Raw genomic sequence first — 17,596 nt, 5'->3', positions numbered from 1 at the left:
ACCTGCCTAGATCAACAGAAACTAGCCAAACAACAGACCGGAAAGCTTGACAATTTATTACCCCAATCTGTCATACTTCGGCCGATTTGGAACATTTTATCGAAGGATTTCGATCGCTTATGACTCGCGCTAAGCAGAGCACTTTTGTTGTATTGCTAACATTGGCATTTCCCCTACTCATCGTTGGTTGCGACAGCCAACCAAGTATCAAGCGCATTTGTAAGCGCAATCCAGAGATCTGCCAAGGTTTAAATCGCGATGGTTGGTGTCAGGAACAACGTGATGTTGTTATTAAAGCCGATTACCAAGTTGAAAGCACTAACCGCTCAGAGCCCGCATTGTATGATGCGCTGATCGCTTGGGAAGACTATCGCGCCTGTATCGAACTGGCCGCCCAAGTTGAAATGAAACGTTTGAAGATCCGCCAATCGCAGCGCGTCGAAGGCTATATCAAAGCCGAGCAAATGCTATTGGATTTAACCGAAGAAACTCGCAATGCCAAGATGCCAGAGTTGCTTTGGTATCACTGGACCCGTAACCAAGATAAAGAGGCTTACAACACCTTCATTTCTTATGAGGGAACTGATTTGCTCAATAAGCCGTCGTTGCAGCTCTATTTGGCGGCACACTACGCTCAACGGGATCAGGAAAAAGCCATCGCTATTTTGTTAAAAGCGCTGTCGCTTTACCCGAATACTGACGCCATGGATCAGACCATATTTACCCAGCTTGCGACCCTTACCTACCAGATCCAAGATTATCGCCACAGTTACATTTGGACCTTAGTCACCCAAAAGTTGGCGATTGCGCCGGTCAACCTGCAGCAGTTCGAGCAAGATAATTTACTGACAATTCGGGAAAAGCAAACCGCGGAAAAGATTGCCGAGCAACTAGCAAAAGATTTGGCAGAAGGTAATTTTGTCGCGAAGCGCAGCTACACGTTTTAGGCTTTGGGATCGAACTCCAGCGCCACCGAATTAATACAGTAGCGGTCGCCAGTTGGCGCTGGGCCATCAGGAAACACATGACCTAAGTGGCTGTCGCACTGAGCACAGCGCACTTCAGTACGGTGCATGCCGTGACTGTTATCTTCAAGGTAGCGAATCGAGCCTTCGATCGATTGCGAAAAACTTGGCCAGCCACAGCCGGCGTCAAATTTGGTGTCACTTTCAAACAAGGGGTTACCACAGCACAAGCAGGTGTATTGACCCAATTCGTTATGATGCAAAAACGCACCGGTAAAAGGTGGCTCGGTGCCCCGCTGCCAACACACTCGGTATTGCTCAGGAGTTAATTGGTTTTTATCTTTCACCGTCATTCGCTTGCAACCCTCTTTCGCTGCTAGTCAACAATTTGGCAACAAGCCAAATCAGTTAACGCCGTTGTTTGCCAAATCTCCGGCCATTTGTATTTACTGGCGAGAAATTGAATGGCTTTCATTTTCCGTTTTGGATCGCGCCGGTTGCTGGAAAAAGTAAAAGCCTCGGGCGCTTGCTCGCAGTAGCGCCACATGGTTGCCACCACTCGCTCTAAGTATTCGATTTGAACGGGTCTTCGGATCACTTCGGTGACTTCGCGCTGCACTTCGATTAGTTTTAATCGACCGCTTTGGTTTTCCCGCTGTAAATACTTATAAAGGGAAGGCTCTCTTGCCATGATGGACAAAGCATTTTGTTGCAACAACTCATCGGGCTTGGTTGGGCTTTTTAGTCGCGCATCTTCACTGGTTGCGGCTAATTGCTCAAATTGAATGCCAACACCAATATCACTGCTCATCGGAGGCCATTCGATTGGCCCCACGTTTATAGTGACTGGGCTTTTGTGCTCAATATCCAATAACCGCATTTCCGCAACCAATTGTTCATGTCGAGCTGCGATTGCCTGTGGTCGATCTAACCAGCTGGCGATGTATGGATCAGCAGATTTGTCGACCGTTTGGCCTCGCTCAACAATCTGCAACAGACCGTGAAGCTCACGATGTTCGGCAACCAACATCGACTGACAGAGATAGGCAGGATAACAATCCCAAATTTTCATTAGTGGGCCGCGTTTTTAACGGGAATAAAACAAAATATAACGCATAAAAACAAGGCCATGCTACAACAGCATGGCCAATTGGCGAGTTACTTCACGCGAACTTGTTGGCGCTCCGGCTGACTCCACTCAATGTGGTAGAACTCACCGGCTGGTTGATCAACTCGCTCAAAGGTATGAGCACCGAAAAAGTCCCGCTGAGCTTGCAATAAATTAGCGGGAACCACTGCATTGCGATAGGTATCGTAATAGGCCAATGACGCACTAAACACTGGCGTTGGAATGCCATTGATAATGGCATTGGCGATTGACTTGCGCCAATTGCTTTGGCGCTCAGCGATTTGCTCAACAAAGAACGGATCAACCAGCAAATTAGCCAACTCACCATTACGCTCAAATGCTTCGGTAATCGATTGCAGGAAAATCGCCCGAATGATACAACCAGCGCGGAAGATCTTCGCGATCGCGGCAAAATCCAAATCCCAACCCTGTTGTTCGCCGGCAAGCTTCATCAAATGGAAACCTTGGGCGTACACACATAGTTTCGAGCAATAAAGCGCGTCATGGAGTTGGTCAATCAATTCGGCTTTTTGCTCTGCAGAAATAGCTTGCGGCTGCGGCCCTTTCAATACCTGGCTGGCGGCAACTCGCTCTTGCTTCATCGAGCTGAGCGCGCGGGCAAACACGGATTGCGCAATCGAAGGATTTGGTGAGCCAACTTCTAAGCTGCTAATGGCGGTCCACAGTCCAGTACCTTTCTGACCCGCCGTATCTTGAATGACATCAACCACCGGTTTGCCAGTGACTGGATCTTTTTGCTTGAGGATATCGGCACTGATTTCAATCAAGTAGCTATTTAGCGGGCCTTGGTTCCATTCAGCAAAAACATCGCCAATTTCGTCGCAGCTCATCCCCGCTACGTCACGCATCACTTGGTATGCTTCGCAGATTTGTTGCATATCGGCGTATTCAATACCGTTATGAACCATTTTGACGTAATGGCCAGCGCCCGCTGGACCAATGTAGGCCGCACATGGTTCACCTTCGGTAACCGGTTGTCCCGGAACGAAAGACTCCAATGGTTTGCCTGTTTTCGGATCGACTTTGGCCGCAATCGCTTCCCATACCGGCGCTAACCGCTGCCATTGTTCGGCATCACCACTTGGCATTAACGCGGGACCAAAACGGGCTCCCACTTCGCCGCCTGAAACGGCGGTCGAAAACAGGGTAAATTGGCCGGCATACTTAGCGGTCCGCTCGACGGTGTCGGTCCATAAGGTGTTGCCCGTATCCACAACTACGGCATCGGTTTTTAAACCGGCTTTCATTAGGTTCTGACAAACAATATCAACAGGCTTACCGGCAGGCACAGACAAGATGATTAAATGCGGTTGAGCAGAGTGAGCAAGCAGCTCCTCCAGCGTGCGACAACCAACGATTCGCGGCGCTTTGTCGCCACGTTCTATTTCATCCTGTTTTAATACGCCTGCAATTTTGTCTTCATCAAGATCGAAAGCAGCAATGGTGTAACCGTGATCGGCCAGATTCATGACCAGGTTTTTTCCCATTACACCGAGGCCAATAAAGCCAATGTCACATTGTTGAGTCATAGCGTTTAGTTCCAGCAATATTAATGCGCCGATTGAAAATGTTCGGCGGTGTATTTTGTAGGCTTTAAAATTGCCTAACTGATCGGTCGACCGCTCAGCACTACCGTTGATCGTTCTTGGACTATGTAGCGATTGGAGCGAATTCGGCCATTTTTAATTCCATCTTCAGCATCTGTGTCAATCAATACTTGCCAACGACAACTTGCAGGTAAGGTGAATTCCTGAGATGCCTGGCTGGCATTGAAGATAAGGAGCAAATGTTGCTCGCTTGCATCTGCTTGAGCAGGTTTTAGCCAGGTTGCAACCGCTTGAGTTGCAGGGTCATGCCATTCAGCATGAGTCATCGCCCGCCCTGTTGGGGCCAACCAGTCGACATTGACTCGGTCGTTACCTTGATAGAATGGATCATCCTGCACACAATGACGATTGAGGATGGCGTGGGATTTTCTCAGATTTATGAGCTGTTTGACAAATTTAAGTTGATCCAGCTGCGGCGTACTCAAGTCCCAGTCGATCCAACTGATATCGGAGTCCTGACAATAGGCGTTGTTATTGCCCTTTTGGGTCCGCGATATTTCATCACCAGCCAATAAATGCGGCACACCACGCGATAACATCATTGAGGCAATAAAGTTACGCTGCTGTTTGCGCCTGATCTTATTGATGGTGCGATCAGTCGTTTCACCCTCAATGCCATAGTTGGCCGAGATATTGTGGCCGTGGCCATCGCGGGAATTCTCTTGATTAGCCTCATTATGACGCTGCTCATAGGTCACTAAATCGTGCAGCGTAAAGCCGTCATGGTAAGTGATAAAGTTAACACTGGCATGGGGATGACGGCGATTGCCATGAAAGATGTCTCGCGAGCCCATTAGGCGCGTGGCAAAGTCAGCTAGATAACCGGCGTCTCCGCGCCAAAACGAGCGCATCGAATCACGATAGCGGTCGTTACACTCCAACCAATTATTCGGGAACTGGCCGAGCTGATAACCACCAAGACCAACATCCCAAGGTTCAGCGATAAATTTACAGTGACGTAGGATTGGATCTTGATAAACCGCTTTTAAAAACGCCCCGTTTGACTTAAAGCCATCTGGCTCGCGACCTAGCGTGACCGCCAAGTCAAACCGAAAACCATCAACTTGCATCTCTTCGGCCCAGTGGCGCAAGGCATCGAGCACCAGCGCCAATGTGTCTGGATTGTCGAGGTTAACCGCATTGCCGCAACCGCTATGATTTAAGTAATGGTTGTAATCTGGTTTGTGTTCGTGCTGGGCAAACCAATACGATGATCGGTTATCCAAACCGCGGAAGCTCAGTATAGGCCCGTCACCGCCAGACTCGGCAGTGTGGTTAAACACCACGTCCAAAATGACTTCGATACCCGCTTTGTGCAGCTCTCTGACCATCACTTTGAATTCATCGTACGCATTATTCACGGCATAACGAGGATCCGGCGCGAAGAAGTTAATCGGGTTATAACCCCAGTAGTTACAGAGCTTGCGATCAACTAACCAGGCTTCTGACATGAATGTGCTAACCGGCAACAACTGGATACTCGTAACACCCAACTCTTTGAGGTAGTTGACTGCACCAGGATGCGCTAAACCAAGATAAGTGCCACGAATGTCTTTCGGCATTTCATCGAGCAGATAAGTGAAGCCTTTGACATGTGCTTCGTACAGAATCATGTCGGCGTCAGCTATTTGGGGTTTTTCCGCCCCCTGCCAGTCAAAATCATCGCCCTTAACCGGAATGGCTTTTGGGATCATGGCCTGGCTATCGCCTTCATACAAACGATTGGACCAGTTCAACGGTCGGTTTAATGACTTTGCATAGGGGTCGATCAGCAATTTGTTGGCATCGAAGTACAAACCTTGTTCGGGTTTGTATTCGCCTTTGCTACGGATGCCGTACATCATGCCCTGGGTAAAGCCGGCGATGTGACCGTGCCAAACATCACCACTACGATGTTCTAAGGGGATACAGCAGATTTCGCGCTCTTGGTCGTCATAAAGACAAATCGCCAACTGAGTGGCATCGGGAGCGCGCACAGCAAAATTGCAACCTGTTTCGGTGAGCGTAGCGCCTAGCGGATATGAAGTGCCGATGCCAACACTAAAACTAGCCTTAAGAGAGTTAGCCTTTTTCACAGATTAAGGTACCTGTAAGACAAAGAATGCCGCATATAGCGGCATTCTTATTGTTATTTGCTTTTAAACGGAGGGTAATACGATCAACCTACCCGCTTCAAGAAAATTGTGGCTAAAGGCGGCAAATTAATCGAAACCGATTGTTCGCGACCGTGCCATTCAATGGCCTCTGCTTCGATGGTGTCGGCAACATCATAGCCCGAACCCCAGAATTCTTCTTTATCGGTATTCAATATCACCTGATAAGTTCCTGGTTCATTGACGCCCAAACGATAACCGTCACGTGGCACCGGGGTAAAGTTAGAAACCACGACCACTTGGTCTTGGGTGCTCTTGGCTTTTCGCACAAAGGCCATGGTGCTGTACTCGGCATCTTCGTGAGAAATCCACTCAAACCCTTCGCCAGAGACATCCAGTTCGAACAAGGCATTCTCCGATTGATAAAGCTTGTTCAATGCCCGAGTTAGGTTTTGCTGGCCCTGGTGGCGTGGGAATTCAAGCAAATGCCATTGCAATGAAGCAGAGTGATTCCACTCGGCACCTTGTGCGATCTCATTACCCATGAAGTTGAGTTTTTTGCCGGGGTGGCCCCACATAAAAGCGGTATAGCAACGCAGATTTGCCGCTTGTTGCCACTCATCACCAGGCATCTTGTAGAGCAACGAATTTTTGCCATGAACGACTTCATCGTGGGACAGCGGTAAAATGAAGTTTTCGTCGTAGGCATAAATCATCGAAAAGGTCATTTCGCCGTGATGATACTTGCGGTACGCCGGATCTTTTTCCATGTAGGATAACGAATCATGCATCCAGCCCATGTTCCACTTAAAGCCAAAGCCCAAACCGCCACTAAATGTTGGACGACTGACGCCAGGGAATGCGGTTGATTCTTCAGCGATGGTCATTGCATGCGGGAAGCGCTTGTAGACTTCCTCGTTACACCAACGCAGTAAGCTAATTGCTTCGTAGTTTTGGTTGCCGCCATCCACGTTCGGGATCCATTCACCATCTTTGCGTGAGTAATCGAGATAGAGCATTGACGCCACGGCATCAACACGCAACCCATCGACATGGAAATGATCGAGCCAAAACAAGGCGTTAGCCACCAAAAACTGGCGCACATGATCGCGACCAAAATCATAGATGCAGCTATTCCAGTCAGGGTGCCAACCTTTACGGGGATCGGAATACTCGTACAAATGAGTGCCGTCAAAGCGGGCTAAACCATGGCTGTCATCTGGGAAGTGCGCTGGAACCCAGTCAATGATTACGCCAATGCCATTCTGGTGACATTGGTCAACAAAATATTTAAAGTCATCGGGCGTACCGAAGCGGCTGGTCGGGGCAAACATGCCGACCGGTTGATAACCCCAAGAGCCGTCGAACGGGTGCTCTGACACCGGCATTAACTCAACGTGAGTGTAAGCAAGGTCTTTGACATAGGGGATCAATTCATCCACTAATTCCCGATAAGTCAACGAGCGCTCAGTACCGTCTTCTTCAATAACACGGCGCCATGAACCTAAATGAACCTCGTAGATCGACATTGGGCGAAAACGCTTGTCATCGAGATTATTACGCTGCCAATCTGTGTCATTCCATTGATACTTGGAATGATCAAACAAGATTGAGGCATGAGACGGATACTGATCGGCATGGTAACCGTATGGATCTGCCTTGTGAGGTAGTCGGTTACCGAGCGGATCTTTCATCTCGTACTTGTATTTTTCGCCAGTCTGCAAGCCTGGGATAAACAGGCCCCAACAACCGTTGTCGAGTTTTTGCATCGGGTGCACCCGACCATCCCAACCGTTAAAATCACCAACCACACTGACCGACTGTGCATTTGGCGCATACAACGCAAAACGAACGCCCTCAATTTCAACGTCACACACCTCGGCGGTTTGGAATTGCGCGCCCATATGATCGTAGGCATCGGCCACATCCTGATACATATGATGGACGTGATACATTGCCTGATGATGAATTTGGTATGGATCGACAATTTCATACTGGTGGTCACCAGCTTCGATTGCCAACTTATAAGCAAATGGTTTGGTTAGTTTGGGTAGTGTTGCTTCAAACAATCCTTCGTCATCAACACATTCCAGTTCAACAGGCGCCCTTTTGCCTTTGAGGGCCACAGCAGTGACCTTGGTTGCGCGTGGTTGCCATACCCTTAGGACATAACCGGAACCTTCTTCGACAGGAAGAAGCCCCAACTGACCGAATGGATTGGCACACTGTGCCTGTTGTAGCTGGTTTAATAGCATCTAAATCACCTGATATCCGTGTTCGTGACAACAACCGAACAGACTCCCTGCTCGGCGATTGTCACTAATATTAGCGTGTTGACGGAGAAAAGCCCGTACTTTATTGATAACTATGGTAATTAACCATCGAAATCACAAAATTGTAGGGCTACTTAAAGCCCTACACCATGTGCGCTTTCACGCGTCGTTGTTAGTTCTGCGAGCAAGTTGGCAATATCAGTGTCAGCAAAAATCTCTTCGAGATTACGTGATAACTTACGGCGCCAGTTCGGGTACTCGCTGCTGGTACCAGGAACATTGACCGGCTTGTCCATCTCAATCCAATCTTCGAGCTGCAACGCTAACAAAGCACTGCTACCTGCAGCTAAGTGCAATTGCATGCCATAGTTCAGTTCTTTGGTCATCGCGACCCAATTAACATCGGTCGAGACACTTTGTGGAATTGAGCCCATACCATGCAAGCTATCAAGAATACGTTGCTTGGATTCATGACGGTCAGCATACAAGCTGCGCAGCACCTCTTCGTCTCGATAGAGACCTAGCTCTTTACCGAGCAACAAATCATCACATTGCCAGAAACCTTTCAGTGTCGGCATGTCGTGTGTTGTCAATGTTGCCATGGCTTGAACTGGATAGTGTTGCGGCGAGTAGAAACCACCATCTTCCTTCGAGCGCTCGAAAAAGAATACGCGATAGGAATAGACACCATTTTCTTGCAAAGTCTCAAAGATGCCATCTGGCACGGTACCTAAATCTTCACCAATGATCAGACACTCATTACGGATACTTTCCAGTGCCAAAATCGCCAATAAATCATCAATTGGGTAATAGACATAAGCGCCTTTGTCAGCCGTTTCTCCCGCTGGGATCCACCATAGACGCAACAGCGCCATGACATGGTCGATACGCAGCGCGCCACAATGACGCATGTTGGAGCGGAACAAATCAATGAAGGGTTGATACGCTTGTTGACGGGCTGTTTCCGGCTCAATCGGTGGTAGTCCCCAGTTTTGACCAAGTGGTCCCAAAATATCTGGCGGCGCGCCAACTGATGCGCCCTGTAAATAGAGTGACTTATTGGCCCAAAGTTCCGTACTACCTTCACTAACACCAACGGCCAAGTCACGATAAATACCTAACTTCATGCCCGCATCAACAGCGACCTGGTTGGCAGACTTAAGTTGTTCATCGGCAACAAACTGAAGGTATGCAAAGTACTCGACTTTACTCTTTTCTTTCTTGATGAACTTAGCAACCGCTTCATTGCTGAAATCTTGATATTCCTCCGGCCAGGCAGGCCAGCCCCAAGCATTCATGCCCTGGCTACAGAATTCACGTTGTAAGGCATCGAAACTAGCTTGCTCCAACAGGCTCTCACCGCCGGCTTTGACAAACTCACGAAATGCTCGGGCGCGCTTAGTGTTACGGCGCAATTCCTGCTCTTTAAACGTTTCGAAGACGAGGTCAAATGCTTCCAGCTTGGCTTCCATCACACCTGTATAGTCAACCCATTGAGCCTCACGGAGGAGCTCTAGACGATGTTTAAACGCATCGCTTTCGACTAATGCTTTGGCAGCCTCACAAGCAGCGTATTCTGGTGTCGCCGTTACATCGATGTAGATGATGTTTAACCAACGACGGCTAGATGGTGAATAAGGACTGGCACTTTCTGGATTGGAAGGGTACAACGCATGAATTGGATTAAGACCAACAAAGTCGCCGCCTTTTTCACCAATTTGCTGAATCAGAAACTCAAGATCGGTGAAGTCACCAACACCCCAGTTGCGAGTTGAGCGCAAGCAATAAAGCTGAACGCTTGGCCCCCATAGTTTGGCCCCTTGTTTGACCGTGTCAGGGGTAAAACAAGCGCGCGGTGCAACAATGACAGAAGTTTCGGCGATGGTTTCATCAATCGCGTTGCTCAATGCTAAGCGATGGTAACCCAATGGAATACCAACGTGGATGGTGACGGCGTAGCGCTGGTAGAGCACACCGTCAACTTCTGTTTCTGCAACTTTTTGCCCTTCGATTGGCGTCAGCGTGCCCTGATGGACAGCGCCGTCTTCAAAAGTTAGGGTCCATTTTAGCAACGCAGATACTTGCTGCTGGGCCACACTTACTTCGAAATTCAATTGGTGCAAATCACGGCTAACAATCACCGGAGCCAACGGATCTTGCCATTTTCGAATTTGCATTTGGTGAATTTGTTCAGCGAGCTTGCTGGCGTCGTCAACGGCATAACCCATCGCCGCTAATAACTTCTCTTTACTTTCAGGAACCACCGTTGCGGGGTTGCCCCAAGCATCGACATAATTTGATTCGATACCATGCTCTTCACAGAGCAGTTGTATTTGCTGATCGACCATGAAATTACCTAACCTATAAATCTTTATTTTTATTCGAACAATGTAATTTTAAGAATGCCTTTAACAGGTTAAAAGGTAGCACTAAATAAGAAACCGGTACCTTTTTCACCAGGTTAAAAATTTGCAGATTGAGTCACACTTTACTGGCGTGCATAAAGCATAGTTTTAGTTATCAAACAGGCATAAAAAAAGTCCGCATAAAAGCGGACTTTTTCGCAAAATATTGTTTGACTTAGGCGATGTGAGCAACCAAGTCCAATACTTTGTTTGAGTAGCCGATTTCGTTGTCGTACCAAGATACAACTTTAACGAAAGTATCAGTCAGAGCGATACCTGCATCAGCGTCAAATACAGAAGTGCAAACTTCACCAACGAAGTCGTTAGAAACAACTGCGTCTTCAGTGTAACCAAGAACGCCAGCCATTGCGCCTTCAGAAGCTTCTTTCATTGCTGCACAAATTTCTTCGTACTTAGCAGGCTTCTCAAGGTTTACAGTCAAGTCAACAACAGATACGTCTGGAGTTGGAACGCGGAACGCCATACCAGTCAGTTTGCCATTCAGCTCAGGGATAACAACACCTACAGCTTTAGCAGCACCAGTTGAAGATGGGATGATGTTCTGGCCAGCGCCACGACCACCGCGCCAGTCTTTCGCAGAAGGACCGTCAACAGTTTTCTGAGTCGCAGTAGTAGCGTGAACAGTCGTCATCAGGCCATCTTTGATGCCCCACTTGTCGTTCAATACTTTAGCGATAGGAGCCAAACAGTTAGTGGTACAAGAAGCGTTAGAAACGATGTCTTGACCAGCATAAGTGTCGTGGTTAACGCCCATTACGAACATTGGAGTTGCATCTTTAGAAGGTGCAGACAGAACAACTTTCTTAGCACCAGCTTCGATGTGCTTACGTGCAGTTTCGTCAGTCAGGAACAGACCAGTTGATTCAACAACAACTTCAGCACCTACTGCGTCCCAAGCCAGAGCAGCTGGATCGCGCTCAGCAGTTACGCGGACAGTTTTGCCATTTACAACCAAGTTGCCGTCTACGACTTCAACAGTACCTTTGAAGCGACCGTGAGTTGAGTCGTACTTCAGCATGTATGCCATGTACTCAACGTCGATCAAATCGTTGATACCTACAACTTCGATGTCAGTACGCTCTACAGAAGCGCGGAATACAAAGCGACCGATACGGCCGAAACCGTTGATGCCTACTTTAATAGCCATTTTCGTTCCTTAAGTTGGATTAATTCATCATCTTACGGGGGTGCATTATAATAGCACCGAATGAAATAATGTTGATATTAATCAATCAAAAAAACCCTTCAAAAAAAGGGGCACTGGCATGACCAGCGTCACATTTACCTGTTCAAATGTTCGTAATAGTACGAACATTTGAACGAATTCGTTAATTTTGACCCAGACCACTTACAGTTTTGTAGTGGGCCAATTTGCTGAACAACTATAGTTCAAAAAGCGGAAAGGAAAAGTAACATAGCGTTACAGACGCCTTCCCTTGTGTTGAACTTAATTAAAGCCTTCTTGCATCAAGTATGCAGCGGCCCCGAGCAAGCCTGGTTGCTCTTCAGTAATGAGGAAGGTTGGCACTCGGCGAACGTAGTCAGTAAAGCGCCCTTTGGCTTCAAACCGTGCTCGGAATTCACTGTTTTCAACAAAACCAGTGAAGCGAGGCACGATACCGCCAGCAACATAAACACCGCCAAATGCGCCTAAGTTCAATGCTAAATTACCGGCATGACTACCGAGTACTTTGCAGAATTGTTCTACTGCGGCCTGACATAGTTCACACTCGCCCGCTACGCCCAGAGTGCTAATGTCGGCAGGCGTGCGCTCGACAATCGTGACACCGCGCATTTCACATAGTGCTTCGTAAATCTGAATCAGACCTAAACCGGATAGCAACTGCTCGTAGGAAACATGTGGATACCGCTTGTTGAGGTATTTCCAAATATAGTTATCAACCTCGTCAATTGGCGCAAAGTCCACATGACCGCCCTCACCTGGCAAGCTATGCCAATGGCCTTCAACGCTAACCAAATGAGCCACGCCAAGACCTGTGCCAGGGCCAAGCACTGCTTTTGGTGAACCTGGTTCAATCATACCTGGGCCAACTTGGACCATCTGATCATCTTTAAGGAATGGCAGAGACATGGAGATAGCGGTGTAATCATTAATAATGTACAAGGCATCAAGACCCAGCGCTTCTTGCACCTCGCGACGCGAAAATGCCCAACTGTTGTTGGTCATATCGATCCAGTCACTATTGGTCGGACACGCAATCGCAATACATGCATGTTTAACAGAGGCTTTGACCTCATCAAGATAATGACGGATGACATCGGTGATTGTTGGGTACTGGGCGCACAAGTATTTCCGCAATTCGGTATACTCAACGCCCTGCTCGTCAACAAGTGCGAGGCGAATATTAGTGCCGCCCACGTCGGCAATCAGGCCAAGTTGCTGAGTCATGAAATTACTCCGCTGAAAGTTGTTGTGTGATTTGATAGTTATATTGTCGCGCGACATTACAACATTTATTTGAGTCAAAAAAAATAAGTCATGCGCGCAGCTCAGTCATATTTTTTTGAAACCGCGATAATTATTGACCAAACACAAAAAAAGGCACGAAGTTTTTCCTCGCGCCCTTCATTATCGTTCATTAATTCAGCGTTTTATTCGTGCCAACTGCGGTCATCTTTAGCCAATAAAGCGACCGAAGAAACCGGCCCCCAAGTCCCTGCTTGATACGGCTTGGCGCGAACCCCGCAGTGCTGCCACGCTTCGATGATTGAGTCGGCCCAAAGCCACGCTTGCTCGACTTCTTTGCGACTCACAAATAATGTTTGGTTGCCAACCATTGCCTCATATAACAAGCGCTCATAAGCGTCTGCAATGCGCTCATTGGCGAAGGTTTCAGAGAAGCTCAAATCCAACTTCGCTTGTTGCAACTTCATTGGCTCATCAAGCCCCGGCACCTTATTAAGGAATTGGAACTCGACGCCTTCATTCGGTTGCAAACGAATGGTCAATTTGTTGGGTGGCAAATTACGGTAAGCATGAGCAAAAATGTTGTGCGGTTGCTGTTTGAAGTAAATGACAATCTCACTGAGCTTGCTCGGCAACCGTTTGCCAGTGCGCAAATAAAATGGCACTCCGGCCCACCGCCAGTTATCAATATCGACCCGAATGGCAACGAACGTTTCCGTTTCACTGCGCTGGTTGGCACCTTCTTCTTCTAAATACCCGGGGACTGCATGCCCTTTTAGAAAGCCTGACGAGTATTGGCCACGCACTGTTTTTGCATCAATGTTGGTATGGGTAATTGGCCGCAGCGCCTTTAATACTTTCAGTTTTTCGTTGCGAACACTGTCGGCATCCAAATCAGCCGGTGGCTCCATGGCAATAATGGTCAGCAATTGCAGTAAATGGTTTTGCACCATGTCGCGCATTTGCCCTGCTTTATCGAAATAGCCCCAACGACCTTCAATGCCCACTTCTTCAGCCACTGTGATTTGGACATGATCAATGTTGTTGTGGTCCCAGTTATTGGTGAACAGAGCATTTGCAAAGCGCAATGCGAACAGATTCAGAACGGTATCTTTACCCAAGTAATGGTCAATCCGGTAGATTTGCTGCTCATCGAAAAATTCAGCAACCTGATCATTAATCACCTTCGATGAATCTAAATCTTTACCAATAGGCTTTTCCAATACCACGCGGCACTGAGCATTAACCAATCCCGCTTTGTGAAGGCCCTTACAAATAGTGCCGTAAGTCGCAGGCGGCATCGCGAAGTAATAAACACTGGGTAATTGTGAGTCGCCGACAAACGCCTTTACCGCGTCATAACTCGCTTGATCTTCGACATCAAGTCGGAAGAAGAACAGACGTTTGACGAATCGCTGCCAAGTTTCTTCACAAATGTCATCAGACATAAACGACTTGGTATTTTCTAACACGACATCACGATACTGGTCGTGATCATAATCGCGTCGGGCAGCACCAATAATGCGGGTATCAGCATGTAGCAAACCGGCTTTATCTAACTGATATAACGACGGCAACAGTTTACGGCGGGCTAAATCACCCTGTGCACCAATTAGAACGAAATCGCAGTGCGCGGTATATTCACCTTGCGACATAGCTTCTCCAAACCTATATAAGAGTGTGATCGCTGCGGTTAGTGACCATAGTGAGTAAAGCAGTAGTTGTTATCTAGATCTCACTGAACCACAAAACTTCCAGAAAATTACAATTAATTGATCAAGATTGTGTATTTACTACAAAAACCTGCCCTAAAATCACATAAATTCACGACTTCACGCTTGCTTTTACGTAAATTTTTTACAAAACGTGAGCCAGATCTGACTAGTTACTACTAATCAGTGTCAGTATTGAACGTTTATTACGGAGTCATTTTACAAGGAACCCTGATGTGCGTCATTGCATTATTTAGGGGTCGGACAGGCCAGGCATAATGAATACCCTTGATAAAATATCAAAACACTTAAACAGTTTCAGCAAATCTGAACGAAAAGTTGCGGAAGTTATTCTTGCCGCGCCACAGACGGCCATACATTCAAGTATTGCGACTCTGGCAAAAATGGCTGATGTCAGCGAACCAACGGTGAATCGTTTTTGCCGTCGGCTCGATACCAAAGGTTTCCCTGATTTCAAGCTGCATCTAGCGCAAAGCCTGGCTAATGGTACGCCTTACGTGAATCGTCACGTTGAAGAGCAAGACGGTCCAGACGCCTACACCTCAAAGATTTTCGAATCGACCATGGCTTGTTTAGATACCGCTCGCCAATCGGTTGATACTGGCTTGATTAATCGCGCGGTAGATATTCTCACCCAAGCCAACCAAATTTCATTTTTCGGTCTTGGTGCCAGCTCTGCTGTAGCCCATGATGCGCAAAATAAATTCTTCCGCTTCAATGTGCCGGTTATTTGTTTTGATGACGTCGTGATGATGCGGATGAGTGCAATCAACTCAACCGATGGCAACGTCGTCGTGTTGTTTTCCCACACGGGCAGAACCAAGCATTTAGTTGATATTGCGCGGCTCGCTCGGGAAAACGACGCCACGGTAATCGGCATCACCTCCGCCGACTCGCCACTGGCCAAAGAATGCCACTTGGTATTGTCGATGGATGTGCCTGAAGATACCGATATCTACATGCCAATGGCCTCGCGGATCGCCCAGTTAGTGCTGGTCGATGTGTTATCGACAGGCTTCACCCTGCGCCGTGGCAATAAATTCAGAGAAAACCTCAAGCGAGTCAAAGACAGTTTAAAAGATTCGCGTCTTAACAAAGATGGTTTTAAAGCAGTTCTGTAATAAACACTCAGCCCGGCGATTGTCGGGCTGTTTTTTGAGCATGTTTTTTTTCTGGAACCGTCTAAACTACAACCCACTTTTTGACCGTCATTGCAATAATTGAAAATTAGTTTCAGCTATTGATAAATGATTGCCAGAAATCAATGTTTTGGTTGTTTTTTTACAAAAATGTCATTGAAAGCTGTGGTAATATTTCGACCGCTTCACAATCACACACCTAAATCTCGGAGCTAGCAATGCTTAGAAGAACCAAGATCGTTACGACGCTGGGACCAGCGACAGACCGTGATGGCAATCTTGAAAAAATCATTCGTGCCGGTGCAAACGTTGTTCGCATGAACTTCTCCCACGGCTCCCCAGAAGACCACAAAAAACGCGCACAGGATGTTCGTGAAATTGCTGAGCGTCTCGGCGTTCACGTCGCCATTCTGGGTGATTTGCAAGGCCCGAAAATTCGCGTTTCAACGTTTAAAGAAGGCAAAATTCAGCTGAAAGTCGGCGCCAAGTTCTGCCTTGATGCAGCAATGGAAAAAGGCGAAGGCCACCAAGACGCCGTTGGCCTCGACTACAAAGAGCTGCCCAATGACGTTCATCATGGCGATATTTTGTTACTTGACGATGGTCGCGTACAGCTGAAAGTTTTAGACACTCAGGGAACAAAAGTTTTCACTGAAGTTACAGTTGGTGGTCCGTTGTCAAACAACAAGGGGATCAACAAACAAGGCGGCGGCCTGTCGGCAGCAGCCTTAACTGAGAAAGACAAGGCTGACATCAAAACTGCAGCAGATATTGGTGTTGATTATCTGGCGGTATCTTTCCCGCGCAGTGGTGAAGATCTGCAATACGCCCGTCAACTGGCGAAAGAAGCCGGCTTTGAACCACAAATCTGTGCCAAGGTTGAGCGTGCCGAAACCGTAGCGACCGAAGCGGCGTTGGATGACATCATCCTCAACTCAGACATTGTCATGGTTGCTCGTGGTGATTTGGGGGTTGAAATTGGCGATCCTGAGCTAGTTGGTGTGCAGAAGAAAATCATCTCGCGCTCACGTGCTCTAAACCGCGTAGTGATCACCGCAACCCAAATGATGGAGTCGATGATCACAGCTCCAATGCCGACTCGTGCCGAAGTGATGGACGTGGCAAACGCGGTTCTTGATGGTACTGATGCGGTCATGTTATCTGCTGAAACGGCAGCCGGTGACTACCCAGAAGAAACAGTACAGGCCATGGCGAAGGTTGCTGTTGGTGCCGAGAAGCACCCACGAGTGAATATTTCTCGCCACCGCATGAACCAAACCTTCACCACCATCGAAGAAGCGATTGCAATGTCTGCAATGTATGCTGCCAACCACCTTGAAGGTGTTAAGGCGATTGTTTGTTTGACTGAATCTGGTCGTACTGCATTAATGACGTCACGCATTACTTCTGGCTTGCCAATCATTGGATTGAGCCGTCATCAAGCGACATTGAACAAGCTGGCCCTGTACCGTGGTGTTGAGCCTATCTTCTTCGACAGCCGCCAAGAAACACCTGAAAGTGTTGCTCACGCGATTTTCACTATGTTGAAAGGCCGTGACTTATTGGAAGCCGGCGACCTTGTTATCCTGACTAAAGGTGACATCATGGGTCAAGCTGGTAGCACCAACAACTGTAAGGTTGTTCGCGTTAATTAAACACGCATTAAGCTTTGATAAAGGCGCCGCAAGGCTAATGCCAGTCAGTTAAGCTGACTGGCATTTTTCTTATTGGGATATTTTCGCGCCTTGTGCTTCACGCATCTAGGGTAAATTCTGTCTTCCC

At 47.7% G+C, this 17,596-nt stretch carries 12 protein-coding genes; 3 read left to right on the top strand and 9 right to left on the bottom strand.

Translation table 11 applies throughout. The annotated features are described in order from the left end of the window. The first annotated feature begins 119 nt into the window (after positions 1-119). Entirely contained in the window at positions 120-947 is an 828-nt protein-coding gene (locus IC617_RS09050; protein WP_191144682.1) for a DUF2989 domain-containing protein, read from the top strand. Here the strand turns inward: IC617_RS09050 and msrB are convergent. The 9 genes from msrB to zwf all read right to left on the bottom strand — a co-directional run bounded on the left by msrB (position 944) and on the right by zwf (position 14,597). Next, entirely contained in the window at positions 944-1,318 is a 375-nt protein-coding gene (msrB, locus tag IC617_RS09045) for a peptide-methionine (R)-S-oxide reductase MsrB (RefSeq protein WP_191144681.1), read from the bottom strand. The two genes, IC617_RS09050 and msrB, sit on opposite strands and share 4 nt — an antisense overlap. 23 nt (positions 1,319-1,341) lie before the next feature. Then, positions 1,342-2,037, bottom strand: a complete 696-nt coding sequence (locus IC617_RS09040; RefSeq protein WP_191144680.1) for a pyrimidine dimer DNA glycosylase/endonuclease V — start codon at positions 2,035-2,037, stop codon at positions 1,342-1,344. 86 nt (positions 2,038-2,123) lie between these two features. Then, a complete protein-coding gene (gene gnd, locus IC617_RS09035; protein WP_191144679.1) occupies positions 2,124-3,644 on the bottom strand; it encodes an NADP-dependent phosphogluconate dehydrogenase in 1,521 nt (506 codons plus the stop codon). Between the two features lie 74 nt (positions 3,645-3,718). Then, positions 3,719-5,797 carry a glycogen debranching protein GlgX gene (gene glgX / locus IC617_RS09030; protein WP_191144678.1) on the bottom strand — a complete coding sequence of 693 codons (2,079 nt, stop codon included), beginning with the start codon at positions 5,795-5,797 and terminating at the stop codon, positions 3,719-3,721. An 83-nt stretch (positions 5,798-5,880) separates the two neighbouring features. Continuing rightward, positions 5,881-8,070 carry a 1,4-alpha-glucan branching protein GlgB gene (gene glgB / locus IC617_RS09025; protein WP_191144677.1) on the bottom strand — a complete coding sequence of 730 codons (2,190 nt, stop codon included), beginning with the start codon at positions 8,068-8,070 and terminating at the stop codon, positions 5,881-5,883. 152 nt (positions 8,071-8,222) lie between these two features. Continuing rightward, positions 8,223-10,436: a 4-alpha-glucanotransferase gene (gene malQ, locus IC617_RS09020; protein ID WP_191144676.1), complete on the bottom strand. Its 2,214-nt coding sequence runs from the start codon at positions 10,434-10,436 to the stop codon at positions 8,223-8,225. 232 nt (positions 10,437-10,668) lie between these two features. Beyond that, a complete protein-coding gene (gap, locus tag IC617_RS09015; protein WP_191144675.1) occupies positions 10,669-11,661 on the bottom strand; it encodes a type I glyceraldehyde-3-phosphate dehydrogenase in 993 nt (330 codons plus the stop codon). Between the two features lie 300 nt (positions 11,662-11,961). Continuing rightward, a complete protein-coding gene (locus tag IC617_RS09010; RefSeq protein ID WP_255522916.1) occupies positions 11,962-12,981 on the bottom strand; it encodes a glucokinase in 1,020 nt (339 codons plus the stop codon). A gap of 146 nt (positions 12,982-13,127) precedes the next feature. Beyond that, complete coding sequence (gene zwf, locus IC617_RS09005) at positions 13,128-14,597, bottom strand: glucose-6-phosphate dehydrogenase (RefSeq protein WP_191144673.1); 1,470 nt, start codon at positions 14,595-14,597, stop codon at positions 13,128-13,130. Between the two features lie 335 nt (positions 14,598-14,932). Between zwf and IC617_RS09000 the strand changes: the two genes are divergently transcribed. Together IC617_RS09000 and pyk are read left to right on the top strand one after the other, a co-directional pair. Beyond that, positions 14,933-15,796 (top strand): MurR/RpiR family transcriptional regulator, encoded by an 864-nt coding sequence (locus tag IC617_RS09000; RefSeq protein WP_191144672.1) that lies wholly within the window; start codon positions 14,933-14,935, stop codon positions 15,794-15,796. Positions 15,797-16,032: 236 nt separating this feature from the next. After that, positions 16,033-17,469 (top strand): pyruvate kinase, encoded by a 1,437-nt coding sequence (pyk, locus tag IC617_RS08995; RefSeq protein ID WP_191144671.1) that lies wholly within the window; start codon positions 16,033-16,035, stop codon positions 17,467-17,469. Positions 17,470-17,596 lie beyond the last annotated feature (127 nt).

Origin of the sequence: Neiella litorisoli (assembly GCF_014773395.1) — a bacterium.
Classification (GTDB): Bacteria; Pseudomonadota; Gammaproteobacteria; order Enterobacterales; family Neiellaceae; genus Neiella; species Neiella litorisoli.
This window is presented reverse-complemented; position numbering and strand designations above follow the sequence as displayed.

What these genes read in the sequence shown, in the direction of transcription:
- IC617_RS09050 (WP_191144682.1), top strand. Translation starts at nt 120, where the DNA reads ATGACTCGCGCTAAGCAGAGCACTTTTGTTGTATTGCTAACATTGGCA.
- msrB (WP_191144681.1), bottom strand. Translation starts at nt 1,318, where the DNA reads ATGACGGTGAAAGATAAAAACCAATTAACTCCTGAGCAATACCGAGTG.
- IC617_RS09040 (WP_191144680.1), bottom strand. Translation starts at nt 2,037, where the DNA reads ATGAAAATTTGGGATTGTTATCCTGCCTATCTCTGTCAGTCGATGTTG.
- gnd (WP_191144679.1), bottom strand. Translation starts at nt 3,644, where the DNA reads ATGACTCAACAATGTGACATTGGCTTTATTGGCCTCGGTGTAATGGGA.
- glgB (WP_191144677.1), bottom strand. Translation starts at nt 8,070, where the DNA reads ATGCTATTAAACCAGCTACAACAGGCACAGTGTGCCAATCCATTCGGT.
- malQ (WP_191144676.1), bottom strand. Translation starts at nt 10,436, where the DNA reads ATGGTCGATCAGCAAATACAACTGCTCTGTGAAGAGCATGGTATCGAA.
- gap (WP_191144675.1), bottom strand. Translation starts at nt 11,661, where the DNA reads ATGGCTATTAAAGTAGGCATCAACGGTTTCGGCCGTATCGGTCGCTTT.
- IC617_RS09010 (WP_255522916.1), bottom strand. Translation starts at nt 12,981, where the DNA reads ATGTCGCGCGACAATATAACTATCAAATCACACAACAACTTTCAGCGG.
- zwf (WP_191144673.1), bottom strand. Translation starts at nt 14,597, where the DNA reads ATGTCGCAAGGTGAATATACCGCGCACTGCGATTTCGTTCTAATTGGT.
- IC617_RS09000 (WP_191144672.1), top strand. Translation starts at nt 14,933, where the DNA reads ATGAATACCCTTGATAAAATATCAAAACACTTAAACAGTTTCAGCAAA.
- pyk (WP_191144671.1), top strand. Translation starts at nt 16,033, where the DNA reads ATGCTTAGAAGAACCAAGATCGTTACGACGCTGGGACCAGCGACAGAC.